Below are 24271 nucleotides of genomic sequence, written 5' to 3'. Positions count from 1 at the left end.
CTGGTCGTATTTGACGCCAACTTATCCTAAGTGACACAGAAATGTAACCTTGATAACAATCATGTTTAAAATTAAACCACATTTTGCCTCAATACTAAAGAGGCAGGTACGCTCTCACGCGTCAACTGACCAGACGTTTACCCGCCGCATGAGCAATAAACAACCTTTTGACCAGTAGAATGCGATCGCAGCATGAGAGTCCCAGGCCGCGGAGCCACCGCACAGGCGGCAACGGGTTGGCAAACAAGCCTTTTAATGCATCCATCAAGGCAATGCTTTGCCAGACCGCATGCCGACGGTTACGCTGATAAGCGGCAAGCAGGCGGGGCGAGGTAAGCGAGCGCCCGCTGGCTAAGCAATCAAGCCAGGCACTGACATCCGCAAGGCCGATATTTAACCCCAGCCCCGCTAAGGGATGGATAGTATGAGCGGCATCGCCTAACAATAACCAGTTTTTACCGGTGTAATGTTTGGCATGACGCATGATCAGTGGAAATTGATACCGCTCACTGCGTAACGTGACAGCACCCAGTGTATGGGCAAACGCCTTGGCCAATTGCTGATTGAAACAGTCCTTATCGAGATCAAGCAATTGTTGCGCCCGGGCAGGACTCGTAGACCAGACAATGGAGCAATGCCGGCTGTCAGCCAAAGGCAAAAACGCCAGCGGACCATCACTGTTGAACACTTGATACGCTGTTTGTTGGTGCGGCTTTTCGGTTTTTACCGTGGCGATTACCGCATGCTGATGGTAGGGCCAACTGGTTAAGCCTACCCGTAATTTTTGACGTGTAGCGGAATTGGCACCGTCAGCAACAAGCAATAACCGGCTTTGCCACTCCATGCTCGAACTTGCTACAGAAACCTGCGGCCCATCGGTATTGACTTTAACGATTTCCTGATGAGGCAGAAACACGACTTTACCCTGCTCCTGCAGACGCAACAACAGCGCCTGCTTAATGACGGACTCCTCAATGATCGTTCCGAGTTTGTTCTCTGCAATCATTCGGGCATCAAAATCAATGCTGGCGCCATTGGCGGCGTCCCACACGTGCATATGCTGGTAAGGCGAAAGGTGAGACGGTGCCATTAATTCCCAGACCTCCAGTTCGCGCAACAGGGATTCCGAAGCCTGATTAATGGCATAGACACGAACATCCGGTGCGGGGCTGCCCGCTGTCAATGAACCCGCATCGATAACCGCCATGTCCAAACCGCGTTCGGCCATTGCCAAAGCTGCTGTCAGGCCGACAACACCGCCACCCACCACGATTCCATCATAAATCACTTGCATGCGCTGTTCCTTTCGTGAGCGTGATACCGCAGGCCAGATCAGGCACTATCCCGGCATAGCCGCGAGCATAATGCGACAGAATGAATTTTAACAGGGGGGCATTGTCCATCACCATCATGCCCAGATTGCGTCCAGCGCCAACCCCAGGAATTCGACTGCCGAAAAGCGTCACCAGGCCATCAGTAAAATGAATAATCGCCTGCTGATCAGAGTGGCGCATGGCCTGGTACTGCTCCACCATGGCGGGATCGATGCCGTGTTCAACAATGACCTGGGCTAAAGCCGCCATATCGCGAAGCCCCAGATTAAATCCTTGTCCGGCTACGGGGTGCAAGGTCCGGGCGGCATTGCCGACAAAAACAACCGGCCACTGGACCGTTTCAGGCATGACGACCTGTTTCAAGGGATAAACCGCACGCTCGCCTACTTTAATAAAGCGCCCCAGTTTGTAGCCAAATACCTGTTGTAAGCGTCGTAAAAATTGCGGCTCAGGCAACGTGCTGACGGCTTTGGCTTCGGTAGGGGAAAGACACCACACCAGCGCCGAACGGCGGTTTGTCATCGGTAAAAGCGCCAGAGGGCCATTGCGAGTAAAACGTTCATAGGCGACATGATGATGGTTGCGATTCAATCCAATGTTGGCAATAACCGCGTGCTGATGATAATCCTTCTCATGCGCCGGTAAATTCAATAATTGCCTCACGGTGGATTGCCCACCGTCTGCAGCGATAAGCAATTGCGTCTTGATCTGACGCAATCCCTGCCCGTCGTCAATGACCGCCAGACGCCGATCATTATTCCAGGAAATCAATTTTGCCGGGGCGACTACCTGCTGCGGTGTCAACAAGGGATAAACGGCACGCTGGATGGCCTGCAATGGCACGACATAACCCAGGGGGTTGTCTTCAGCGCCCTGTAATCGCGTCGTGGCAAAACGGCCCTGTTCAGAAACATGGATGGTTGTAATCGACGTGGCATCAGGAGCAATCGATGGCCAGAGTTTGAGCATGTTAAGAATGGTGACGCTCGCCGGTGAAAGGGCCAGGGTTCGCGTATCAAAATCGTCGTTAAGCAGGGTGCTGTAAGGCAGCGCTTCAACCATCAGAACGCGATAAGGGCTGTTTGCCAAAGCCAGCATCAAGGCGGCGCCAATCAAGCCACCGCCGACGATTAAAATATCAACCTGTTCATCAACCACGCATCAACGCCTCTATTTCATCAATTTCTACTGGCAGCGCGGCAGTCAGGTTTTCATAGCCATCTGCCGTTACCACAATATCATCCTCGATACGAACCCCGATGTTCCACCAGCGCTCATCCACCCCCGGCATTCCAGCACGGATATAAAGACCCGGTTCAACCGTCAGGACCATTCCGGCCTTCAGGGGTCGCCAGTCATTGTCCACTTTGTAACTGCCGCTGTCATGGACATCAAGACCCAGCCAATGCCCGGAATTGTGCATGTAGAACGGTTTATACGCTTCATTCGTCACCAGCGAATCGACATCCCCCTGCAATAACCCTAACTCACAAAGCCCCTGCGTTAAAATCCTGACCATGGTTTTCTGCACCGCATTCCAGGGCAGGCCCGGTTTAATGCAGGCAATGCCTGCACGCTGAGCCTCTAACACCAGTTGATAAATGGCACATTGCTCTGCACTGAACCGGCCATTCACCGGAAAAGTACGGGTGATGTCAGCGGCATAATTTTCATACTCTCCTCCGGCATCAATCAACACCAGATCACCATCACGCAAGCGTTGATTATTGTCGGTGTAATGGAGAACACAGGCATTGGCACCGCCGCCCACAATGGGATCATAAGCCGGGCCACGGCATCCCTGACTGAAGAACTCATGCATTAATTCAGCTTCCAGCTGGTACTCGTATTCTGCTTCGCGGCACGCCTGCATGGCGCGGACATGGGCATTGACAGAGATACCCGCGGCCCGCCGCATCAAATTGAGTTCGACCTCGCTTTTAAACAGGCGCATCTCGCTCAACAGCGGATCAAGATCACAGAGTGCGCCAGGCGCCTTTACCCCTCGGCGAATCTGACCTTTCAACTCATTCAGTACCTGGATGATTTTTTCTTCGTAGGCCGGATGTTTACCCAGCGCGTAATAAATGGCCGTTTTATCGGCCAGCAATTGCGGCAAATGGGTATTCAACGTCTCAATGGCATACGCTTCTTTCATACCCAGGCGACTGCAGGCGTCTTCCTGCCCCAGTCGTTTGCCTGTCCATTGCTCCTGGGCAGGATTACGCGGCCGGTTAAACAAATAACTGTCGCCTTCGTGACCGGCTACAATCACCAGCACCGCCTCAGGCTCATTAAAACCGGTCAGGTAGTAGAAGTCGCTGGCCTGGCGAAAACGGTAATGGGCATCGCCGTTACGCAGAACTTCATCGGCCGCCGGAACAATGGCCACCGCGCCCAAAGGCAGGTATTGGGCCAGTTGTTGTCGTCTCGCACGGTATTCTTGCTGGGTAATCATCATCTATTCCTTGTTAAACTGGACTAACTCCACTCCTAATGAGCCGCATCAGGATTATCCTTATCATTACCTTCCTGTAAATCGCTGTACAAGCGGAGCACGGCCATGCGTGTGTATTCACTGACTTCCATTAAGGCTTTTTCGTCCTCTTCGTCCACATCCAGGGACTGGTAATCGAGCTCGGCAAATTCCGTGATGTGTTGCAGGGTATCCTGGGAGTCTTCCTCGGTAAATTGTTCAAAACCTACTCCCGCCAGAGTCATGCCCTGGGTAAATCCCTCACACCATTCACTGAACGCCTGGGCGCGATAAAGCAGCGGTTCATGATCGTCTGGCAGCAGCAGTTGAAAATCAAAATCCAGCGTGTTGATCTGCTGTTCACTTAAAGCATAGACGCTGAACATGGCCATCGCCGCCACACGCGTCGCCTCATCCTTGCGGCTGTTCACCGCTAACGCGCGCAGGTAAGCCTCTCCCTGCTGTGCGGCGCCGGCGCACAGGTAACCGCACATCATGCCGTGCAATTCGCTGCTGGAAATTGGCAAAGCCAACACCGCAATGGTTTCAGTAAAAGCCTGGTAATCAGGCAGCGTCGTCAGATGGTTTTCAACCGGCATGGTAAAACTCGTTAAAACAAATGGCTAATAATAACTGATTTGCCCCAACAAGCCAAAATTGTTACCATTTACTCATTGCTGTAACCAGAAAGGCTCGCTGACATGAGTACATCCAAAACGTGTTCAATTAGGTTATTAAGTAAAACCTATGACATCAAATGCCCTGAGCATGAAACTGACAACCTGCAATTAGCCGCCCAAAAGCTGCAGGATCAATTGCTGGCCAACAAACGAAAATTCAAGCAACTGGATGACTTTAACAATTTGTTGTTGGCTGCTCTGCACATCACGCATGAGTTGATTAACTATCAGCGTTTACAGGAACAGCAACGTCATCAGGTCACGCAATTCATCAGTTCCCTTGAAAATAAAATCAACCAGGTGGTAAATGGCAGTCCCGAGCTGCAGCCGGACTGACCGTAAAAAGAGCGTAAATTTTACTTTCCTCTGGTGACGAACCGACCTTCGGTGCTATACTGCAATTAACCCGGCAGCGAGTGATTTATGAACCAACACTCACTGACAGGGGAGCATCCTGCAGCACAGTGTTGTGCAAGCCCACCCTTGAGTGGGAAGCCTGAACTGTCTCATCCGCCCCCCACTTGAACCCCAGGGTTCAAAATCTTGGCCTGTCGGGCTGCTTACAGACTCAACTGCTCGCCTGGTTTTGTCTTTTCCTGTAAATCCCCCAACCGGCCCTGATGAGCCGCTAACCATTCCAGGAACCCTAATTTTTCAGGGACGCCTAAAAGTGTTTGTTCCTGTTTTTTTGCAGTACGGTATTTTAGCTCACCTGAAAAAAACGTATGACGCAGGCCTTCGCTCTCTCGCTGTTCTCTGTATTGCTGCAACTTAAACAGCACCAGGCTTTCATCAAGTAATTCCCTGTCTTTTGGAGACAACAACAACCCTTCTTGCCCTTTAATCTGTTGACAAACGGTTTCTATTCTGTTGTACGGCACAGCCATGGCTTTAAATTGCGCGGTTATCGCATTGCATAAGGCTACTTTGCGTGTGATGACATCGTCAATCCCACGATCCTGATTGGCTTTAAAATGCCACAGGTCAGGGGAAAGGGCTTCTAAAAAGGATTTGCGCAAAGCCGGTAATATCATGCGAAAGGCTTCAAACTCTTTGTCTTTCAAGACAATATGATAGCTGACGCAATGATCCATTCGTTTGATGAGTTCGACTGCATGGTGAGGGGTTTTTCTTAAAAAACGAAGCATCGCTGATTCCGACCGACGCTCCTCATCCGTCGTGCGTTCCCGGTAATGAATTAGAAAGGGAATCAAGGCCACTCGCGCCTCGGACGTTTGGTAATACAGCAGATAAAAAAGAGCCGCCATGGAGGTGAGGGACATGTCGAGATTGGCTTTGGCTCCCGGAGAAGTGTTCTTTGCCCGGTTTTTAAGCCTCGCTGACGGGTAACAATCCATTTCCTCGTGCTCCGCATATCCAATAACCCGACAGGTGGATTGCAGGAGGGCTGAAAGATTCTCCGCCTTAAAAAGCCCCGGCAATCCATTAAAGCGGTCAACAATTTCCTTAAAACAGAGGCTGTGGTGGTCATTCACCGGGATCATTTGCCGGGTTTCAAGTTGCTCTTGAAAGCGAATTAACGGCAAACTCTTTTCATTGCTTTCCCACTGTTCAGGGTTAAGCGTGACAATCACATCCTGCCAATTGTTTTTAATCATCTGCCTTACGAGTTTTTTTTCCTCTTCTCCCGCCGTGGCGCTTTCATCGAGCTCGCTCAACGCCTCTAAAATCCCCGTTGCCCTGTCCACCCCTAATGGCCACTTCAATTGCTGATACGCTTCAATCAATTCCTGCAACGCTTTTTTTAAATCACCTACCGTCATAAACGCTCCTTGGTGTTGTTGATTCGGTGCCTATCCAGTCTTTAGTTGTTCTTTTAACGCCAGTAATTGATCCCGCACCTGCGCGGCCTGTTCAAACTCCATGTTTTCTGCGTGAACATGCATTCGCTTTTCCAGCAATTTTATCTGTTTAGCCAACTGATCCGGCGGCAAATGCGCATACTCTGTTTTTTTCTCACTGCTCCGGCGTTTCGTGGCATAAGCGCCTTCCATGATATCAGCCACGGATTTACGTATCCCTTTCGGAGTTATGCCATGCTGTTCATTAAAGTTCATCTGCTTTGTACGGCGGCGTTCGGTTTCGTCAATGGCCCGTTGCATGGAGCCGGTGATGCGGTCGGCATAGAGCAGTGCGCGCCCGTTGATGTTACGCGCCGCACGGCCTATGGTCTGAATCAGGGAGCGATCGGAACGCAAAAAGCCTTCCTTGTCGGCATCAAGAATCGCCACCAGCGCCACCTCCGGCATATCCAATCCTTCGCGCAGAAGGTTAATCCCCACCAGCACATCAAATTCGCCAAGACGAAGATCGCGAATGATTTCAACCCGTTCAACCGTGTCAATGTCCGCATGCAGGTAGCGGACTTTAATGCCGTGCTCGCGCAGGTAATCGGTCAAATCCTCCGCCATCCGTTTCGTCAATGTGGTCACCAGCACGCGCTCACCCTGGCTTACAACTGTATGAATCTCAGACAACAAATCATCCACCTGGTTTCTCACCGGGCGAATCTCCACCTGCGGATCCACCAGGCCGGTGGGCCTGACCACCTGCTCGGCGACATTGCCGGCCTGTTCCTGTTCAAAGGGACCCGGGGTCGCCGAGACGTAAATGGTCTGAGGCGAACGGTGGTCGAATTCTTCGAAACGCAGCGGCCGGTTATCGAGGGCGGAGGGAAGGCGAAAACCATAATTGACCAGCGTTTCCTTTCTGGCGCGATCGCCACGGTACATGCCACCAATCTGCGGTACCGTGACATGCGATTCATCGATAATCAAGAGTGCGTCCGGAGGCAGGTAATCAAATAAGGTCGGCGGCGGTTCGCCCTCGTTACGTCCCGATAAATAGCGGGAATAATTTTCAATGCCTGAGCAATAACCCAGTTCAAGCATCATTTCAATGTCAAAACCGGTGCGCTGCTGCAAGCGTTGTGCCTCCAGCAGTTTGTTTTCGCGGGTAAAGTAGTCAACCCGTTCCTTGAGCTCCTCCTTCACCCAGTCAATCGTTTGCAGGATACGTTCTCTTGGAGTGACATAGTGGGTTTTTGGGAAAATCGTCACCCTCGGCACACGCTGCAGCACTTCGCCGGTCAGGGGGTCAAAAAAGGACAGGTTTTCGACTTCGTCGTCAAACAACTCAATGCGCACCGCGCTTTTTTCAGAGTCGGCGGGGAACACATCAATGATGTCGCCGTGCACCCGGAATTGTCCCCGCTCCAGAGAAACCTGGCTGCGAATGTATTGCATTTCAGCAAGTCGTTTTAATATTTTACGTTGATCGCATTGTTCTCCGCGAGAGAGATGTAATAACATACGCAGGTAAGAATCCGGATCACCCAGACCGTAAATCGCCGATACGGTGGCGACGATAATCGCATCCCGACGCTCAATCAGTGCTTTGGTCGCCGACAAGCGCATTTGTTCAATGTGCTCATTGATGGAGGCGTCTTTTTCGATGAAGGTATCGGAGGAAGGGACATACGCTTCCGGTTGATAATAGTCATAATACGAGACGAAATACTCAACGGCATTATCGGGAAAATACGCTTTGAATTCGCCGTACAGCTGCGCTGCCAGTGTCTTGTTGGGCGCCATAATTAAGGCGGGTCGTTTCATGGCCTGGATAACATGGGCAATGGTAAAGGTTTTACCCGAACCGGTCACACCAAGCAGCGTCTGGCGAGCCAATCCCGATTGCAGGCCATCGATCAGTGAGGCAATGGCGGTCGGTTGATCGCCGGCGGGTTGATAATCGGCATAGAGTTTAAAAACGTTTTTCATACGAGTAACCGGGTGTTGTAATTGCCTAAAATTAAGGCAGATAGTTAACATCCTAGCATAGGAGTTTAAAAATGAATATCACACTAGCCGGCCGTGTGCAGCAAGTCAAGCCGTCACCGACATTGGCTGTGGCGGCCAAAGCAGCGCAAATGAAAGCCGATGGGCTTGACGTCATTGGTTTGGGCGCCGGCGAACCTGATTTTGATACCCCAATGCACATCAAAAAAGCCGCCATTGCCGCCATTGAGGCCGGCTTCACCAAATACACCGCCGTGGACGGCATTCCTGAACTTAAGCAGGCCATACGTGACAAGTTCAAACGCGACAACAACCTGGATTACCAACTTAATCAGATTTTAGTCTCTGTCGGCGGTAAACAAAGCATTTTTAACCTTTGCCAAGCCTTCATCGAAGAAGGTGATGAGGTTTTAATCCCGGGTCCCTATTGGGTTTCCTACCCGGACATCGTCCTGCTCGCGGGCGGCACACCGGTGATTATCCCCTCGACGCCCGCCCAGCGCTTTAAAATCACGGCAGACCAGCTCAAACAAGCCATCACGCCAAAAACCAAAATGATTTTTATCAACAGCCCATCCAATCCATCAGGTGTTGCCTATAGTTTAGCGGAATTAAAAGCCCTGGGTGAGGTTTTGAAACAACATCCACAGATTCTCATCGCGACAGACGACATGTATGAGCACATTATCTGGTCACAGCCTTTCTGCAATATTTTGAATGCCTGCCCGGAATTGTATGAGCGCACCATCGTGCTGAATGGCGTATCGAAAGCCTATTCCATGACCGGTTGGCGCATAGGCTATGCCGCCGGACCCGCTGTGCTCATCAACGCCATGAAAACCGTGCAATCGCAATCGACCTCCAATCCCTGTTCCATCGCCCAGCGCGCATCAGTGGCCGCTTTAAACGGCGGGTTGGAAACCGTGCAGGAGATGGTCAAAGCCTTCCATCAACGCCACAACGCCATTGTTGAGCGCCTTGACGCCATTCCCGGCATAGAAACCATTCCTGCCGATGGGACTTTTTATATCTTTCCCAATGTGCAGGCCGTTATCGAACGAAAGGGCTTTGTCAATGACATGGAATTTTCTGAAAAACTGTTAAAGGAAACCGGCGTCGCCCTGGTTCCCGGTTCCGCCTTCGGCAATGAAGGCTGTATACGCCTGTCCTTTGCCACCAGCATGGACATCATCCACGACGCCATGGATCGGTTAGCCCGTTTTTGTAAATAAACGAAAAAAAGTTGCGTAATCCCTTGACCATCAGGCGGAATCAATTTAAGATTTCGCCCTATTCCCCGGTAGCTCAGTCGGTAGAGCGGATGACTGTTAATCATTAGGTCACAAGTTCGAGTCTTGTCCGGGGAGCCAAATCCAGTCTGGGTTTTTATTAAGTCATTCAACTAAGTCACGAACTACAGAAGCCGTTTTAATCAACTACTTCAATCTGTGTTTTAACTATTCATCCAATCATCAAGCTCTTTCAAAATCAGAAAAAACAGTTACATAAAGATTACATACCCAGGAAAAACTATAATTTGGTTCTTATAGGTAATAGGAAAGAGTTCAAGTGGCGTCTCCTGCGCTTAAACACTAATCACGCTATCCTGAACTATACTAAGAATGAATCCCAGCGGATTGAACGGGAGAGTTAACATGTTAAATGAAATGAAGAAAATGGATTCTATTCTCAGGAACATTGAAGCATCCTCGGTCAGAGCAAGCCTGAATGGTGATGTCGGCGATTTTATCTCGACTCAGCAACGTTTGAATAAATTAAATAGCGATTTCAGGCTGATGCTATTAAAATACCTGGAAGCAATGGAAAAAAGCGAATTAATGCTCCCGCAGCGTTAATCTTATGGAGTTCCTATGACCCAAACCGCGGCCGAAGAAGCGTTTGCTATCATTCAGCAATTTAATCATCTCAATGCATCGCGTGCGCCTATGGTCGATTTTCTGACGATCATTGATGCGGAGCGCTTCGAAATTCGCCTGCGGGGTAGCGATATTCATTTTAAAGGCATTGCCGGGTTTGCTGATCATCAGATTGGGAAGCTGATTTATTTTGATCAGCATTTTGATTGTGAACTGCTGAGCAGTGAGCAGGAAGGCAATCAGGTCACTGTTCACACCAAAGGGGCATGGCATGCCAGGCTTTGGCAATCGCCGGCGGCTTACAGCCAGCAATTGATCGCTGACATGACCCACACCTGGGTTTTGTCGCGTCAAGGCAAAGACTCCCCGCTGCTAATCATTTCCCATGTGTGTGAATCCTTTGCCTACCGTAAGGGCTACTCCCCCGCCGATAAAGCCGAAGATTTTCATCTTCGACTCAAATGAATCGGCAGGCTTAAACCCCAAGCATTAAATTAGCGACCTAAGGTCTCGCCATAAACAAGGCTCATTTCATCATAAACCGCCGCCCCGCCATTGATGACGTTGCGGAACGTGTTATTCAACTCCTCAGCATTCTCACGGCCCGTCATGTTTGAAAAGAAGCGATTGGTCGCATGCAGCAGATTGGATCCCGGCCGCCGTGATTGTCCCAAATCATGAAGCGCCTTCAGCAAGACAGCATTGACCACGATAGAGACGGCAAGACCAAAGGTGGAATCGATGCAATAAAATGGAAGAACAATGAGATTAGCCGCCAAAAAAACTGTCCTGGTCTTCAGCGCTTTCTCTTCAAGGGATTGTCTGACTTCATTACGCATAATAACTCCTTTTTATAAGACGATTACAGATTACTTAGTGCACTGGCAAGTTTCAATATTTTACAGCCTGAGTTTATGAATAACTGATCGCACACCATAAGGCACTGTCTATACTTGTTATAAACAGAAAGGCAATGCAATGGACAGCGTTGAAGACAAAATCAATGAAGCGATTACCCGTCGCCATCGTGTTCTCTTTCATTACGATGGGCATTCGCGTTGCGCAGAACCTCATCATTATGGGCTCCTAAACGGCATAAAACACCTGCATGCTTACCAGGTATCGAATGGCAGCGCCAGCGGTCATCTTCCGCAATGGCGAAATTTCAGGCTATCGGGAATAAAAAATCTGGTGGTGGCCGAACACGCGTTTAACCCGCGCGGTGATCATCATCCGGACAACGCCCATTACAGCCAGATTTTTAATACTGTCACTCCGTTAAAGAGTAATTGAAGCCTGGGAATCATCGCGGTCCCGAGTAGGCACACGCACGCTTTCTTCCTGAGGCTGTAACTGTTCCTGATTCAAATGATCATTAATCAGGGTTAAATAATAGGTCAGGGGTTTTGGCCTTGACATGTTTAAAGCCAGAATTAACGATTTAATTAACTCGCCCTCCGGTGATTTAAAACAATCCTGATTAAAATTGTATTTGTATTTCCAATCGATGTAATGCCCTTTGACAGCGACAGGTAACTTCCCGGTCATTAACTGGTAGAGGGTATTGGCCAGAGTTTGCCGTTGCAGGCGCTCAAGATTGATTGATTTGCCTTCGAATACGGACGATTGATAATACGCTTTTGAGGTATTGGTTTTTGCAGAGGGCATTTTGCTTTCATGAGACATCAGCAGCCCTTTGAGATCGCTTATCACAAGCTCGCCCTGACTATCGAGAAGGACATTGCTGGGCTTAAGATCTGTATACCAGACACCCCGCCTGTTTAATTCCAGATAAAATTCCAGAAATTTCCGCGCATAAAGCAATACCATGGTTTCCTTGTTGGGCGAATCCTTCTTGTGGTCGTTCAGTTGTTTGAATAATTCCTCAATATTCCCCTGGGGATAATAATGGCCGAATTCAATGTACGTTTTCTCCTGAAAATCATTGGCCACATAATGCATCAGCAACGGTTGAGGAACCTGGGGCATGCCGCTGACTTGCTCGCGGGCCTGTTTTGGCGATACCCCCCGTGCTTCATCCTGACTATCCACCCGGACAAACCGCATAATAAACTGCTGATCCTTATTGAGCGTCACGCGCAGAATGGGGTTATTGCCCCCTCCGAGGGATGTTACTTTATAACTGGAATCAATCGCCATCAGCCGATCCTGAACCAGGCTTTTGAAACTGTCCTTGCTGGTGTATTTACTGTACAAATTATCCAAATCCATCTGTTTAGCTATTTTTTTGACCTTTTTTTCGAGTTGACGGTGTTTGACCAGGTCAATAATCTGCTGGTGGGTTTTGTAAAGCGGGTGAGCAAGAAACCAATTTTTAATGACGGTGTCGGCCTCGCCTTTGCCCATGATCCTGCGATGCAGCGCTTCCAGTTTGCCGTAATAATAGGGTAATCGTTCAGGATCGCTTTTTTTGCTGTGATTCATCTTCTTGAGAAGATCATTCAGAAGTACAATCTGTTTTCTTTTTTGGCTAAGCAAGCCGCCTTCAACGGGGAGTAAGTCAAACATAAGTTCACCATCCATGACAATCTTATGTTTAAACTATAGATGAAAATTCGATCTATTTGTTGCATTTTTAATCTAATAGGCATTTTTTATGCAATTTGCCGGCAAAAACGCTGCCAGAGGTTGATTTCTGGCAGCGCGATGGATTAAGGAGCCTGGATCTTTTCTTTAATGTAGATACCCGCAGGCTTTAAGTTGCTGTCAACCCAGGCACCACTGGCGCAGGTATTGGCCTTCCAAATGGCTCCTGAGCGGAAATCATCGGAATAATTCCAATTTGTCCAACCGATTTTCTTAGTCGCCATCAACGCCATGTAGCGATTGGACATATCAAAATCATTGGCCCCGTCGCCGGTGAAGGTTTGCGTACCAAACTCGGTTACAAAAATCGGCAGGACCTGCGACGCATCGTCGAGTGCCGCCAGATAATTATCGCGATGGGATGCCGCATAGAAGTGGAAGGAGTACATGATATTGGAAAACTGGACCGGATTATTGACTATTTCCTGATACGAGCCGCCCTCCGATACTCCCAAAGAACTCCATGCTCGCGTGCCAATAATGACAGGTGCTTTGGCGTCAATTGCCCGAATGACTGGAATGATTTCATTGGCATAGCTTTTAATCGTACTCCAGCTCACGCCATTGGGCTCATTGGCAATTTCATAAAGAATATTGTTTTTATTCTTATGGGCTGTGGCAATGGCGGTAAAGAAAGTCTTGGCGCGGGCCAGGTTATAGTTCGGATCACCCGGATTTAAGATATGCCAATCCACGATCACATAGATTCCACGGTCATACGCTTCATCAATCAGTTGACTGACCTGACTGGTGAATTGTGCCGGGTTGGTTTCATACCCTCCTTCCTGGACATAAAGGGAAATCCTGACGACGTTGGCTTTCATCTGATTGGTCAGGTAGTTTAGGGATGCTGGTGTAGCGCAGTTGGCAAACCACTGCAGACCATGCGTACTCATGCCCTTAAGCTGAATGGGTGAACCGTGCTCATTGCACAGTTTTGTGCCGCAGACCGTAAGCTGGCCATTGGCGCCGACTGGCGTACTGGCATTAATCGGTATTAACGTGATGGTTTCAATGGCATTCGCTGTCGCAGTCAGGGGTTGCGGTGAAAACTGAAGGATATACCCCGGTACGGCATCGGCCGACAGCGTGTAAATGACGCCATTCGTTAAATTCATGGTCTGAGAACCGCTGCCATTGCTTAAATCAATGACGGTCGACAAGGCTTCAGAACCATTATTGGGTGTGAGATGAACCGTTAACGCAGTTAATGTATCCGGTGCACCGCTCACATTCAGGGTGACGGGATCTTCTGCAACCCGGAGACACTGGTACGTTAATTGGGTAACCGGCTTCGTGGAGGCACTGGCAGTCAGACTCGCTGGTTGAAACGCCGGCGTGCAGCGATAGCCGTTGTATTCAATCAATGCTGTTGAGAACGTGTAAACCGCCCCCTCTCTTAAGTTTGAGACAGTGGTGGACGCATTCCAATTCAACGGGTGTGTCGCGGATTGCCCGGTTTGACTTTGCGTGATCAAGGCAGTGGGATTGCCGCTATACCCAGACAATTCGGCAGGCAGGGCCTGCAGTTGAATAGCCAATTTGCCATTGGGTTGTATCCGTGCGTAAGTCACCGAGGCATGGACGGACTGATTGGCGGTCAGCGTCAGGGTACTCGGCACCACGGTACCCTGATAAACATCACCGTTGCTGGCGGTGATGGTTTCTGCTGCCAGTGAATAATTGCCAGCCGCTAATCCGGACAAGGTTTGGGGTGAAGCCCAGGGCAGTTGGATGTTATTGACGATCTGGCCATTCATCGACAAGTGAATCAGCGCATAATTTTCCGCCACATTTGCGGGCTTTTCCGAGCCATTCGTTAAAATCAGGGTGCCGGACTCCACCACAGACCCGGTGTACACATTGACGCTGCCTTCAACATGATTGTCGCTGCTGACGCCATAATTGATTTGAAAAGCACTTCCTGCCGGCAATTTGGAGTTAGCGCCGGGATAAGAAGGAAAATGCAGGGTCAGGGTTGCCAGAAACTTCCCATCGGCCTGAGGCTGGGAACTGATAGTCAGTGCATTATCAGGGTAAGACAAGGGGGAAAATTCACCCCAAAATGTCGTGGAAAGCGGGGTTGTACTTTTAAAGGTAATTGTCGAATCCTGAAAATCCACCACCTGATTGCACTGGTTGATTAATTTCAAATTCACCGTTTTCCAATGCTGGTTTCCTTGTGCGCTGAATTGTGAGGTGATGCAGGCGGTGGGTTGCGCGGCGGCAACAGGGACAGGTTGTGCGGCAGTGGCTTGCGTCACGGCCAGGAATGGGATTAAACCCAATAGAGGATATTTCATGAATGTCGCTTCCTTTTAATCAATCAATCTTCGGGAAAACTACAACATGAAAAAACCCGTCTTGCGAATTTTTTCAGGCCTAAAATAGCCTAAAAAAACAAGGATGTAAAATGAGGGGAGAGAAGAATTGTCTTTTTTTAAACCGATCCGGGGGCGGCATGCGCACCGCCTTCCCGGATTGTCAATGCTATTGCTCTTTCGGTGCGTATTCTTCGGAATAGGTTTTAGCCAGATCTTTCGCCTTTTGCAATTGTTCTGGCGTTAAGTTCTTTTCCAAATCGTCACGGTTTTTGGTTGCGTCGGCAAATTTGTTATTCACTGCTGCGCTAAACCAGGCATAAGCCTCGACCGGATCCGCCGCCACCCCAATGCCATCACGATAAAACACGCCCAAGCGGTTTTGGGCTCGTCCGTATCCCTGACGCGCAGCCTTGGAAATCCAATCCACTGCTGTGGCTAAATTCTTTTCAACGCCATCGCCATAAAAATACATGTCACCAATGTCGTATTGGGCAGTGGCATTGCCCTGATCGGCGCTTTTTTGATACCAATACGCTGCTTTCTTCAAATCCACGCCGCCGTATTTACCCGTGTCGTAAATATTACCCAACTCCAATTGTGATTTGGCGTGCCCTTTCTCAGCCGCCTTGCTTAAATACTCAAAGGCTTTATTCATGTCTTTCGGTACACCATCCCCGTATTCATAAATGGTACCGAGGTTGAATTGCGCGCTGGTGTTCCCGAGATCAGCAGCCTTGGTATACCATTTGACCGCCTCAGGGATGCTCTTGCTTACACCGGTCCCCATGTCATACATGTAGCCAATGGACATCATGGCATCGGCATTGCCTTTGGCAGCCGCCTTTTGATACCACATCATGGCTGTGTCATAATTTTGTGCCACTCCGGCGCCAAAATTGTACATGTAACCGATGGCATACTCCGCATTGGAGTTCCCTTGCGCAGCCGCTTTTTCATACCAGCTTAACGCCTTGGTATAGCCTTCCGGTGTTTTTTGATACCAATAAAAGTCTGCCAGTAAAACCTGGGCATCGACATTGCCCTGGTTGGCTGACGCCAGCAGCCATTGTTCGGTTTTTTCCGCGCTGTAGGGGACACCCTGGGCATGATAATACATGGAACCAAGAAGGTATTGAGCCTTGGCATCTCCTTTTGCCGCTTCTTCAGATAGAAGCATGTACGCTTTGTCATAGCGTTGCTGATTATACGCTTCCTCACCCTCAGCGGTGGTTGCAAACACAGGATAACTGCACATTAACGCGGCAAGAGAAACAGCAAGAAGGCTCTTTTTCATCTCCATGATATGACCTTATTTATGGTTTCAGCTTACTAATTTATAGATAATGTTTGGAAATTTTGCCAATAATCAAGGGAATAATAAAAAAGGGCGTTAAGCAGGCTTATCGGCAGTGGGATCAAAGGTTTCAAAATCGCCCTCGGTTAATGAATTGTAATGATCCACCTGTTCACCGTGAGAAGGGTTCTCTTTGGATTGCTCCGTCACGGCATGCTCTTGTTTTTCCTGACGGGCATTCTGATGGTTTTTTTTCCACTCCTGAAATGACTCTTTATTTAAACCGGCCATGACTGTTGTTTTCTGCAAAACGTATTCAAAGTTTAGTCAGAAATGTGCAATTCTGCTTCAAACTCCCGACTAATCAGGCTACCATTACCTTACTCTTGTAAATGAATGACGCGTATGGCTCAGAATCTTATCGACAAGCTGCTCCACCATGCAGATACCGCGCTGCGCACCCTTTGTCCGCCGCAACAGCGGACCAGCAGCCGCCCCCTACCCAATGAAGGTGTCGTTAATGCAGTCCCTTTAACCGCCAAGGAAAAACAGCACGTGGCTGGGTTGATGCGGGTTAATCATGCCGGTGAAGTCTGCGCTCAAGCACTGTATCAGGGGCAGGCGATGACGGCACGCTTAACGGAAGTCCGTCAGCAAATGGAACAGGCAGCGGCTGAAGAAGTGGATCATCTGGCCTGGTGTGAACGGCGTCTTCTGGAATTAAACAGCCGACCCAGCGTACTCAACCCCGTATGGTACCTGGGTTCCCTGTGCATAGGCGCCTTAGCGGGACTGGCCGGGGATAAATGGAGCCTGGGCTTCGTGGCCGAAACGGAACGTCAGGTCGGGGCTCACCTGCGGGATCACCTGGATAACCTGCCGGCTGCTGATTTAAAATCCAAAGCGATCCTTCAACAGATGCACGAGGAAGAAAGCCACCATGCGGCAATGGCTGAAGCGGCAGGCGCAGCCGCATTGCCTTCCCCTATTCAGGCCATGATGTCAGCCATGTCCAAATTGATGACTAAAACGAGCTATTACCTGTGAGTCTCTTTAACCTGTTTCTCATTGTTGTCGGCCTGGCGCTGGTCCTGCTCAACGGCTTTTTTGTGGCGGCGGAATTCGGTATGGTTAAGCTGCGAAACACCCGCGTGGCGGCCCTGGGAGACGAATACCCTATCCGCGGCAAAATTCTCGCTAAAGTCCATGAGCAGCTTGATGCCTACCTTTCGGCCTGTCAATTGGGTATTACCTTAGCCTCCCTGGGATTAGGCTGGATAGGGGAGCCTGCTTTTTCAAGGCTGTTGACCCCTTTGCTGCATACCCTAGGATTTATGAGCGATACCGTTATAGAATTCATCAGTTTTATTTTTGCTTTTTCCCTGATTTCGTTTCTTCACATTGTGGTTGGCGAGCTCATGCCGAAATCACTGGCAATCCGCCAAAGCGAACAGATTTCCCTGTGGACTGCTGTACCGCTTTATGGGTTTTACTGGTTGATGTATCCCATCATCTGGGTTTTAAACTCCTGCTCCAATTTTTTATTGAAGTTGCTCGATCTGGATGTCATTCACCCCAGTGAACAGGCCTATTCCAATGATGAAATCAAGTTAATTCTGCGCTCAAGCCAGATTCATGGCGAGTTAACCCCTCAGGCCAGCAGTATCCTTGCTCATACACTTGAACTGGCTGATCTGCAGGCCATGGATGTCATGCGGTCTTCCGATGACATTGTCATGATTCATACCCCCATCAACAAACGCCAACTGGTTGAAATCATCACCCGCACGCGCTTCAGCCGATACCCCGTTTATGATCGCAAGAAGAAACAGATTATCGGGTTGTTGCACGTCAAAGACATCCAGATGCTTCTGCAAAACCATCACAGTGATGACACACTGCCTTTGCAGGAAGTGATTCGCCCGATTCCCAAGGTGTCCTACCGCTTGCCGGCGCTGGCATTGCTCAGGCAATTCCAGAGGGAAATCCCTCATTTTGCGCTGGTGTACGGCCGCCAGAAAAACATTATCGGCTTCATTACCCTCGATAATTTACTGCATTTGGTCATTGGCGTAATTAAAGATGAATTTCATAAAACGCAGGATGCCTGGATTCAACATGGCGATGGCTCCCTCACGGTGAAAGGTGATTGCCCTCTTTACGCACTGGAAAGAGCCCTTAATATTGAAATCATGCTAAACAGCGAGGAAGAAGAGGAAGTATCCACTGTCGCCGGTTTGATTCTCTATACGCTGGGCTCGCTGCCAAGGGAGGGGCAGACGGTTCAATTTACCGATTTTTCCGCTACTATAGAAAGCATTCAGGGTGCACGGATTACTCAGATCCGCATTGTTCCTCGCAAAAATGAATTTGAGGATACGGTCGATAAGGAATAAGGATAACCATGGACACCGGCACTTTCTTTATCCTTTTTGTGATTATCATTGCCTTTGTTTTTGATTTTATCAATGGCTTTCATGACGCCGCCAACGCCATTGCCACCATTGTCTCCACCGGTGTTTTAACCCCCAAAAAAGCGGTACTGTGGGCTGCGTTTTTTAATTTCATTGCCTTCTTGGTCTTTAGCCTGTCGGTGGCCAAAACCATAGGCAGCGGTCTCGTCAATCCTGATTTGGTGAATCCGCAGTTAATTTTCGCCGCCTTAATGGGTGCCATTTTCTGGAATTTAGCCACCTGGTATTATGGTCTTCCATCCAGCTCCTCCCATGCCTTGATTGGCGGGTTAGCGGGGGCTGCTGTGGCTAAAGCGGGCTTTCCCGCCTTGATCCCAGCGGGCTTTAGTAAGGTCGTTGCGGGAATTTTTATCTCACCGCTGGTGGGCATGCTGATTGGCTATTGGTTAACCTTGGGCATGACGCGACTGGCCAAACGCCATCCTCGAGAGCGAACGGAGCGCTTGTTTAAACGACTCCAACTTGCTTCCTCAGCATTACTCAGCCTGACGCACGGCGGCAATGACGCCCAAAAAACCATGGGGATTATCGCCATCCTGCTTTACTCCGCTTCCTGGCTTAAAGGAGATTTTCATGTGCCCTTCTGGGTCGTCCTCTCATGCCATACCGTCATTGCCCTGGGTACGTTGGCGGGCGGATGGCGCATTGTCGACACCATGGGGAAAAAAATAACGGAACTGACGACCCTTCGCGGCTGTGCTGCCGAAACCGGGGCCGCTGCCATGATTTTTGCCGCGACAGAACTGGGAGTGCCGATTTCCACCACCCACACGGTCACCGGCGCCATTGCGGGTGTCGGTTTCGTCAATGGACCGAGTCTCCTGCATTGGCCGGTTTTAAGGCGTATTTTTCTAGCGTGGTTACTGACCATTCCTGCCGCCGGCATCGTGGCTGCCGGCATCATGTTAACTATCCAGTGAAATAATGAATCATGCCGCGTGTCAATCCGATGAGCACCAGGGCATACAACACCGTACCGGTATAGGCTAATACAAGAAAAAGGCCATCCTGCTCGGCAATTCCCAAGCCAAACAGGATGATTAGCATGGCAAAAATAAAATTGCTGAAGGGTATGGGCAGCAATAATAAAATGCTTAACAACAGCAGAACCACGCCATGCATCCTCTCCATGAAGGGCGTTGAAAAGAAAGTCAGACGCGGCTTCAGCAAACGTTCCACGTACATTAAATAGGGCCGGGTTTTAGTCACCACATCAAGCAGAGTACCGCGCTCAATGCTGCGATCGGCCAATTGCCTGGGCAACCACAGGATACGGCGGCCTATCAGTAAATGAATGGCGATAAACAGAATGGGTAAGCCAAAAATAAAGGAAATACCGGGAATGGCAGAGACAGGCAAGGCACTGGGCAGAGCAAACAAAATCATAATGAGGCCAAACGCCTGATCACCCAACTCCTTAACCAATTCACCAAAACAAACACGGCTCTCCTTTTCATGTTTCATGGCGATTTTTTTAAGCAGACGGGAAATCAACTGTTTTCTGCTTTTTTTTAACCCTTTTTTGTTCAAAAGCAACTCCTGACCTCATGGTTCCTGCTTCACTGGACTTAAGCGGCTGGCAAATTGGCTGTAACTAAAGTAAATCACAATGCCCACCAGCATCCAGATTAAAAACCGCAACTGGGTAACCCAGGGAAGATTGATGATGAGATAAGCGCAGCTCACGATGCCAAGAATAGGAACCACTGGCATCCACGGTGTTTTAAACGGCCGCGGCATCTCAGGATGAGTATAGCGCAGAATAATAACACCAAGGCAGACGATGACAAAGGCAAACAGGGTGCCGATGTTCACCAGCTCGGCCAAATCGGAGATCGGAATCAGGGCGGAAATCAGAGCCATCACGCTACCGCAAAGCAGTACAATACGCACCGGCGTTTTGGTAACCGGATGCGTTTGAGCAAAATACTGGGGCAGCAAGCCGTCCCGCGCCATGGCAAAGAATACCCGGGTTAATCCATAAAACAACACCAGCATGACTGTGGTGAGCCCGGCAATGGCGCCGACGCCAATAAGCCCCGCTGCCACTTTGTAATTCAGCATGATGAGCGCATGGCTGATTGGCGAAGACACATTCAGCGTACTGTAATGGGCTATGCCTGTCAGCAGGGCCGCCACGATCATATAAAGGACCGTACAGATGATTAATGATCCAAGTATACCGCGCGGCAAATCACGCTGTGGATTGATGGCTTCCTCAGCTGCCGTCGAAACGGCATCAAAACCAATGTAGGCAAAAAAAATCAAGGCCGCACCGCTCATCACGCCCGTCCAGCCAAAGGGCATAAACGGCGACCAATTGACCGGACTCACATTCATGCTGGCAATGATAATGAACAGAAGAATAACGGTGAGTTTAATAAAAACCATCACATTATTAGTCCGGGAACTCGACTTCACACCCAGAATCAGCAAGGCGGTTAAAAAGAGGATAATGCCCATGGCAAAGACATTGAGCCATCCATGATTTAAAGGCCCATGCAAAAGAGAAGGCGGCAAATCCAGTTTTACTATTTTAAGCATGTCATTAAAATAGCCGCTGAAGCCCACAGAAACAGCAGAAACCGAAATGGAGTATTCAAGAATAAGATCCCATCCGACAATCCAGGCTATCAACTCACCAAACCCCGCATAGGCATACCCATAGGCACTGCCGCAACCGCCAATCGACGCTGCAAGCTCGGCATACGAGAGCGCTGAAAAAGCACAGGCAAAGCCGGCGACTACATAAGAAAGAATAATTGCAGGCCCGGCATGCGTTGCAGCAACAATGCCTGTCAGCACAAAAATCCCGGCCCCGATGATTGCCCCGACACCGAGAAACACCAGGTCAAACGCGGTCAGGCATTGAGCCAGACGGGGCGCCCCATTAACCGATTCATGTATGGCTTTTTTGCGAAACAAGTCCATGTTAGTATGCTCTTTGTGCCGTTTAAATGTTGAAAGCAATAAGCGATCCAATCCCGTTTATTGCCTTAATCAGTTGTTGAGAAATACGGAAACACACAAATTAATGAAAAATTCATCACTCATTTTTGTCTTCTCTTTCCTATTGATGTGGCAACCGACCTATGCCAATGAGACCACCTCCTGCGCCAGCAAGCCCTGGTTGTTAAGAAAAATGTGTTCAAGGCTTCATCAGATCTGGTATGACGGCAGTAATGAAGTGTACTTGCCCTTTTATGCATGGCATAACCGATTCATGTACACAGAAGAAAAGCTGCGTACAACCCGTTACAATGAAAACGCCTGGGGCGGCGGCATGGGCAAAGGCTTTTACGATGAAGACGGGGATTGGCACGGCCTCTATGCCATGGCCTTTTTAGACTCCCACAAGCATGTGCAACCCGTGGCCGGTTATGCCTTTTTAAAAACCCTGCAACTGTCTCCCAATGCCAGAATCGGCGGCGGCTACTCCGTGCTGGTCACCATGCGTCCGGATATTTTTGACGGCTACCCTTTTCCCGGTGCAGCACCCTGGATAAGCCTGACCTACAAGCAGGTGTCGCTGTCCGCAGCCTACGTCCCCGGGGGCACCAATATCGGCAATGTGCTCTTTGTTTTTGCACGCCTTACCTTTGACAAGGCATAAAAATTTATTTTCTACGTCTTGCATCTTCTCACTCCCCTTGCTACGCTGACCCGGCATTTTTGCAACCTAAAGGAGAGTCTTACATGAAGTTTACAGCCAAACTTGCTGCCTTTGCGAGCGCTTTATTTTTGGCCGGCACCACCTGGGCTGCCAGTCACACCCTGGAGTCCTGCCCTGACGCTGGCGCAATTAAAAGCGAAGGGTTAAGCATGGCTCAGGTCATCATGTCCAACACCTACCTGACCTACCACATCAGTCAATACAATACCGATAACACCTGGGTATTTGGTATTGGCCCTGTCCAGGCAAGCGACGAAGAACAAGCCCTGGAAGAAGGCAATGCCTTGCTTTATCATTTATCCGGTCGTCCCTCCCCTGAAGATGATGGCGAAGGGTTCAGTTACTGTATTTATGATCTGGGTTCGGATGATATCCAGGCTTTTGCACTGCGCGCCGCCGACATGAAATCCATTCACCAGCTTAAAAAATTCCTGCATAAATAAGTCTAGACAGGGCATGGATTCAACTGTCCATGCCCATTGGAGTCCATTGTGGTTACACGTTGCGGATGGTGTAAACAGGATCCCCTGTACACCGCGTATCATGATGAGGAGTGGGGCGTTCCCGTCCGAAACCCTCAAAAACTGTTTGAAATGCTTGTCCTGGAAAGCATGCAGGCCGGACTAAGCTGGATTACCGTACTTAGAAAGCGTGATGCCATGCGTCAGGCCTTTATGCAATTCTCGCCCCAGCATTTAGCCCAGGCATCGGATTCTGACCTTACAGTCATGCTCTTAAATCCCGAGATCATCCGTAACCGATTAAAGATTCAATCCGTACGCACCAATGCCCAGGCGTTTTTACGGGTAGCAGAGCGAGAAAATGTCATGGCGTACTTCTGGCAATTTACCGATGGACTGGTGAAAAAAAATCAGTGGGAGACCTTAAGCCAGATTCCGGCAGTAACGGAAGAGTCGACCCGCATGGCCAAACAACTAAAAAAAGACGGCTTTGCCTTTCTGGGACCAACCACCTGCTATGCCTTTATGCAGGCCGTGGGCATGGTCAATGATCATATAACCGGCTGTTTTCGCTGGTCAGCCTGTTAATACAAAAGTGGAGCTTTCAGGCAGTCTGTGCTAACTTTTTAAGAAAAGAAAGCAAGGACTTCAGGATGAAAACCTTTATAGAACAAGCCCGCTTTTACGCTCAATACCATCAAAAAACTGCCACTTTTTATACCCATATCATTGGCGTTCCGCTTATCATCCTGTCGCTGATGATCCTCCTCGGATTTATAAGACTGGTCATTCCACCCAATGTATTGAACATCAGTTTCGCTGACATCGCCACCCTGCTGTTGTGGATTTATTATATGCGCCTCCATTGGCGTCTCGGTCTGCTTATTCTCCCGGTTCTTGTGATTCTACTCTGGATTGCGAACCTGATTACCTATGCCGGACTCACCAGCGGCGCGTTCTGGACTTTCGTAGTCCTGTTCGTGTTGGGTTGGCTGTTGCAATTGGCCGGGCATTTCATTGAGGGCCGCCGTCCCGCTTTAATCGATAATTTCTATCAGGCTCTGGTCGCGCCATTGTATTTAACAGCGGAAGTCTGCTTCATGGCCGGCTACATGCAGCCCTTAAAACAGGCCATGCACGGCACATCCGATAATACGGAGATAGTCAGCAAAGATCCCGAGTAATCTGGAACCCTGAAATTCCCGTCCTGACTCAAAGCCAGTGGTCAGGGCGTCGTGCAAGACCATTTCAAC

The 24271-nt window shown here is 49.4% G+C and carries 25 protein-coding genes, 1 tRNA gene and 1 other RNA gene; 14 read left to right on the top strand and 13 right to left on the bottom strand.

Annotation, left to right across the window (positions count from 1 at the left end; genetic code table 11):
• Positions 1-121 precede the first annotated feature (121 nt).
• From GH742_RS00245 to GH742_RS00230, 4 genes are read right to left on the bottom strand one after another with little or no spacing between them, the layout of a single operon-like run.
• Positions 122-1294, bottom strand: coding sequence for an FAD-dependent monooxygenase (locus GH742_RS00245; protein WP_203455633.1), 1173 nt, complete (start codon positions 1292-1294; stop codon positions 122-124).
• Positions 1278-2492, bottom strand: a complete 1215-nt coding sequence (locus tag GH742_RS00240) for an FAD-dependent monooxygenase (RefSeq protein WP_203455632.1) — start codon at positions 2490-2492, stop codon at positions 1278-1280. Before GH742_RS00240 ends, GH742_RS00245 begins: the two co-directional genes overlap by 17 nt.
• Complete coding sequence (gene pepP, locus GH742_RS00235) at positions 2485-3792, bottom strand: Xaa-Pro aminopeptidase (protein ID WP_203456783.1); 1308 nt, start codon at positions 3790-3792, stop codon at positions 2485-2487. Before pepP ends, GH742_RS00240 begins: the two co-directional genes overlap by 8 nt.
• A gap of 35 nt (positions 3793-3827) precedes the next feature.
• Complete coding sequence (locus GH742_RS00230) at positions 3828-4409, bottom strand: UPF0149 family protein (RefSeq protein WP_203455631.1); 582 nt, start codon at positions 4407-4409, stop codon at positions 3828-3830.
• Between the two features lie 102 nt (positions 4410-4511).
• On the opposite strand from GH742_RS00230, the gene GH742_RS00225 reads away from it, so the two are divergent.
• Together GH742_RS00225 and ssrS are read left to right on the top strand one after the other, a co-directional pair.
• Complete coding sequence (locus tag GH742_RS00225) at positions 4512-4826, top strand: cell division protein ZapA (RefSeq protein ID WP_058532667.1); 315 nt, start codon at positions 4512-4514, stop codon at positions 4824-4826.
• Between the two features lie 64 nt (positions 4827-4890).
• A non-coding RNA gene (ssrS, locus tag GH742_RS00220) (6S RNA) lies at positions 4891-5052 on the top strand.
• On the opposite strand, the gene GH742_RS00215 is transcribed toward ssrS, so the two are convergent.
• Together GH742_RS00215 and uvrB are read right to left on the bottom strand one after the other, a co-directional pair.
• Positions 5051-6274, bottom strand: coding sequence for a hypothetical protein (locus tag GH742_RS00215; RefSeq protein ID WP_203455630.1), 1224 nt, complete (start codon positions 6272-6274; stop codon positions 5051-5053). The two genes, ssrS and GH742_RS00215, sit on opposite strands and share 2 nt — an antisense overlap.
• Before the next feature lie 30 nt (positions 6275-6304).
• Positions 6305-8290, bottom strand: coding sequence for an excinuclease ABC subunit UvrB (uvrB, locus tag GH742_RS00210; RefSeq protein ID WP_203455629.1), 1986 nt, complete (start codon positions 8288-8290; stop codon positions 6305-6307).
• Between the two features lie 71 nt (positions 8291-8361).
• On the opposite strand from uvrB, the gene GH742_RS00205 reads away from it, so the two are divergent.
• From GH742_RS00205 to GH742_RS00190, 4 genes are all read left to right on the top strand, one after another.
• Positions 8362-9540, top strand: coding sequence for a pyridoxal phosphate-dependent aminotransferase (locus GH742_RS00205; RefSeq protein WP_203455628.1), 1179 nt, complete (start codon positions 8362-8364; stop codon positions 9538-9540).
• A gap of 62 nt (positions 9541-9602) precedes the next feature.
• A tRNA-Asn gene (locus GH742_RS00200) sits at positions 9603-9678 on the top strand.
• Between the two features lie 285 nt (positions 9679-9963).
• Positions 9964-10164 carry a hypothetical protein gene (locus tag GH742_RS00195; RefSeq protein ID WP_203455627.1) on the top strand — a complete coding sequence of 67 codons (201 nt, stop codon included), beginning with the start codon at positions 9964-9966 and terminating at the stop codon, positions 10162-10164.
• A 15-nt stretch (positions 10165-10179) separates the two neighbouring features.
• Positions 10180-10650 (top strand): hypothetical protein, encoded by a 471-nt coding sequence (locus GH742_RS00190; protein ID WP_203455626.1) that lies wholly within the window; start codon positions 10180-10182, stop codon positions 10648-10650.
• Between the two features lie 29 nt (positions 10651-10679).
• Here GH742_RS00190 and GH742_RS00185 read toward each other — a convergent pair whose 3' ends face one another.
• Positions 10680-11024, bottom strand: a complete 345-nt coding sequence (locus GH742_RS00185) for a hypothetical protein (protein ID WP_203455625.1) — start codon at positions 11022-11024, stop codon at positions 10680-10682.
• A gap of 139 nt (positions 11025-11163) precedes the next feature.
• Between GH742_RS00185 and GH742_RS00180 the strand changes: the two genes are divergently transcribed.
• A complete protein-coding gene (locus GH742_RS00180) occupies positions 11164-11478 on the top strand; it encodes a WYL domain-containing protein (protein ID WP_203455624.1) in 315 nt (104 codons plus the stop codon).
• On the opposite strand, the gene GH742_RS00175 is transcribed toward GH742_RS00180, so the two are convergent.
• From GH742_RS00175 to GH742_RS00160, 4 genes are all read right to left on the bottom strand, one after another.
• A complete protein-coding gene (locus tag GH742_RS00175) occupies positions 11464-12714 on the bottom strand; it encodes a hypothetical protein (protein WP_203455623.1) in 1251 nt (416 codons plus the stop codon). The genes GH742_RS00180 and GH742_RS00175 overlap by 15 nt on opposite strands.
• A 143-nt stretch (positions 12715-12857) precedes the next feature.
• Positions 12858-15095, bottom strand: a complete 2238-nt coding sequence (locus tag GH742_RS00170; RefSeq protein ID WP_203455622.1) for a glycoside hydrolase family 5 protein — start codon at positions 15093-15095, stop codon at positions 12858-12860.
• A 187-nt stretch (positions 15096-15282) separates the two neighbouring features.
• Positions 15283-16416: a tetratricopeptide repeat protein gene (locus tag GH742_RS00165; protein WP_203455621.1), complete on the bottom strand. Its 1134-nt coding sequence runs from the start codon at positions 16414-16416 to the stop codon at positions 15283-15285.
• Positions 16417-16506: 90 nt separating this feature from the next.
• A complete protein-coding gene (locus GH742_RS00160) occupies positions 16507-16701 on the bottom strand; it encodes a hypothetical protein (protein ID WP_203455620.1) in 195 nt (64 codons plus the stop codon).
• A 114-nt stretch (positions 16702-16815) separates the two neighbouring features.
• Between GH742_RS00160 and coq7 the strand changes: the two genes are divergently transcribed.
• From coq7 to GH742_RS00145, 3 genes are read left to right on the top strand one after another with little or no spacing between them, the layout of a single operon-like run.
• Positions 16816-17457, top strand: a complete 642-nt coding sequence (gene coq7, locus GH742_RS00155) for a 2-polyprenyl-3-methyl-6-methoxy-1,4-benzoquinone monooxygenase (RefSeq protein WP_239005229.1) — start codon at positions 16816-16818, stop codon at positions 17455-17457.
• On the top strand, positions 17454-18806 hold the full coding sequence (locus GH742_RS00150; protein WP_239005228.1) for a hemolysin family protein: 1353 nt from the start codon (positions 17454-17456) through the stop codon (positions 18804-18806). The genes coq7 and GH742_RS00150 overlap by 4 nt, the downstream gene beginning before the upstream one ends.
• A gap of 8 nt (positions 18807-18814) precedes the next feature.
• Positions 18815-19804 (top strand): inorganic phosphate transporter, encoded by a 990-nt coding sequence (locus GH742_RS00145; protein ID WP_203455618.1) that lies wholly within the window; start codon positions 18815-18817, stop codon positions 19802-19804.
• On the opposite strand, the gene GH742_RS00140 is transcribed toward GH742_RS00145, so the two are convergent.
• Positions 19794-20414: an exopolysaccharide biosynthesis protein gene (locus tag GH742_RS00140; RefSeq protein ID WP_203455617.1), complete on the bottom strand. Its 621-nt coding sequence runs from the start codon at positions 20412-20414 to the stop codon at positions 19794-19796. The genes GH742_RS00145 and GH742_RS00140 overlap by 11 nt on opposite strands.
• A 15-nt stretch (positions 20415-20429) precedes the next feature.
• Entirely contained in the window at positions 20430-21815 is a 1386-nt protein-coding gene (locus GH742_RS00135) for an amino acid permease (protein ID WP_203455616.1), read from the bottom strand.
• Positions 21816-21918: 103 nt separating this feature from the next.
• Between GH742_RS00135 and pagP the strand changes: the two genes are divergently transcribed.
• The 4 genes from pagP (at position 21919) to GH742_RS00115 (ending at position 24202) form a co-directional block, all read left to right on the top strand.
• Complete coding sequence (pagP, locus tag GH742_RS00130) at positions 21919-22497, top strand: lipid IV(A) palmitoyltransferase PagP (protein ID WP_203455615.1); 579 nt, start codon at positions 21919-21921, stop codon at positions 22495-22497.
• A gap of 83 nt (positions 22498-22580) precedes the next feature.
• Positions 22581-23000, top strand: coding sequence for a DUF4949 domain-containing protein (locus GH742_RS00125; RefSeq protein ID WP_203455614.1), 420 nt, complete (start codon positions 22581-22583; stop codon positions 22998-23000).
• Between the two features lie 48 nt (positions 23001-23048).
• Positions 23049-23606: a DNA-3-methyladenine glycosylase I gene (locus GH742_RS00120; protein ID WP_203455613.1), complete on the top strand. Its 558-nt coding sequence runs from the start codon at positions 23049-23051 to the stop codon at positions 23604-23606.
• Positions 23607-23671: 65 nt separating this feature from the next.
• Positions 23672-24202, top strand: coding sequence for a DUF962 domain-containing protein (locus tag GH742_RS00115; RefSeq protein WP_203455612.1), 531 nt, complete (start codon positions 23672-23674; stop codon positions 24200-24202).
• Positions 24203-24271 lie beyond the last annotated feature (69 nt).

The organism is Legionella sp. MW5194 (genome assembly GCF_016864235.1).
GTDB lineage: Bacteria > Pseudomonadota > Gammaproteobacteria > Legionellales > Legionellaceae > Legionella_C.
Note: the sequence above shows the minus strand (reverse complement) of the source record. Positions and strands in the feature narration are given on the sequence as shown.

What these genes read in the sequence shown, in the direction of transcription:
- GH742_RS00245 (WP_203455633.1), bottom strand. Translation starts at nt 1,294, where the DNA reads ATGCAAGTGATTTATGATGGAATCGTGGTGGGTGGCGGTGTTGTCGGC.
- pepP (WP_203456783.1), bottom strand. Translation starts at nt 3,792, where the DNA reads ATGATTACCCAGCAAGAATACCGTGCGAGACGACAACAACTGGCCCAA.
- GH742_RS00230 (WP_203455631.1), bottom strand. Translation starts at nt 4,409, where the DNA reads ATGCCGGTTGAAAACCATCTGACGACGCTGCCTGATTACCAGGCTTTT.
- GH742_RS00225 (WP_058532667.1), top strand. Translation starts at nt 4,512, where the DNA reads ATGAGTACATCCAAAACGTGTTCAATTAGGTTATTAAGTAAAACCTAT.
- GH742_RS00215 (WP_203455630.1), bottom strand. Translation starts at nt 6,274, where the DNA reads ATGACGGTAGGTGATTTAAAAAAAGCGTTGCAGGAATTGATTGAAGCG.
- uvrB (WP_203455629.1), bottom strand. Translation starts at nt 8,290, where the DNA reads ATGAAAAACGTTTTTAAACTCTATGCCGATTATCAACCCGCCGGCGAT.
- GH742_RS00205 (WP_203455628.1), top strand. Translation starts at nt 8,362, where the DNA reads ATGAATATCACACTAGCCGGCCGTGTGCAGCAAGTCAAGCCGTCACCG.
- GH742_RS00195 (WP_203455627.1), top strand. Translation starts at nt 9,964, where the DNA reads ATGTTAAATGAAATGAAGAAAATGGATTCTATTCTCAGGAACATTGAA.
- GH742_RS00190 (WP_203455626.1), top strand. Translation starts at nt 10,180, where the DNA reads ATGACCCAAACCGCGGCCGAAGAAGCGTTTGCTATCATTCAGCAATTT.
- GH742_RS00185 (WP_203455625.1), bottom strand. Translation starts at nt 11,024, where the DNA reads ATGCGTAATGAAGTCAGACAATCCCTTGAAGAGAAAGCGCTGAAGACC.
- GH742_RS00180 (WP_203455624.1), top strand. Translation starts at nt 11,164, where the DNA reads ATGGACAGCGTTGAAGACAAAATCAATGAAGCGATTACCCGTCGCCAT.
- GH742_RS00175 (WP_203455623.1), bottom strand. Translation starts at nt 12,714, where the DNA reads ATGTTTGACTTACTCCCCGTTGAAGGCGGCTTGCTTAGCCAAAAAAGA.
- GH742_RS00170 (WP_203455622.1), bottom strand. Translation starts at nt 15,095, where the DNA reads ATGAAATATCCTCTATTGGGTTTAATCCCATTCCTGGCCGTGACGCAA.
- GH742_RS00165 (WP_203455621.1), bottom strand. Translation starts at nt 16,416, where the DNA reads ATGGAGATGAAAAAGAGCCTTCTTGCTGTTTCTCTTGCCGCGTTAATG.
- GH742_RS00160 (WP_203455620.1), bottom strand. Translation starts at nt 16,701, where the DNA reads ATGGCCGGTTTAAATAAAGAGTCATTTCAGGAGTGGAAAAAAAACCAT.
- coq7 (WP_239005229.1), top strand. Translation starts at nt 16,816, where the DNA reads ATGGCTCAGAATCTTATCGACAAGCTGCTCCACCATGCAGATACCGCG.
- GH742_RS00145 (WP_203455618.1), top strand. Translation starts at nt 18,815, where the DNA reads ATGGACACCGGCACTTTCTTTATCCTTTTTGTGATTATCATTGCCTTT.
- GH742_RS00135 (WP_203455616.1), bottom strand. Translation starts at nt 21,815, where the DNA reads ATGGACTTGTTTCGCAAAAAAGCCATACATGAATCGGTTAATGGGGCG.
- pagP (WP_203455615.1), top strand. Translation starts at nt 21,919, where the DNA reads ATGAAAAATTCATCACTCATTTTTGTCTTCTCTTTCCTATTGATGTGG.
- GH742_RS00125 (WP_203455614.1), top strand. Translation starts at nt 22,581, where the DNA reads ATGAAGTTTACAGCCAAACTTGCTGCCTTTGCGAGCGCTTTATTTTTG.
- GH742_RS00115 (WP_203455612.1), top strand. Translation starts at nt 23,672, where the DNA reads ATGAAAACCTTTATAGAACAAGCCCGCTTTTACGCTCAATACCATCAA.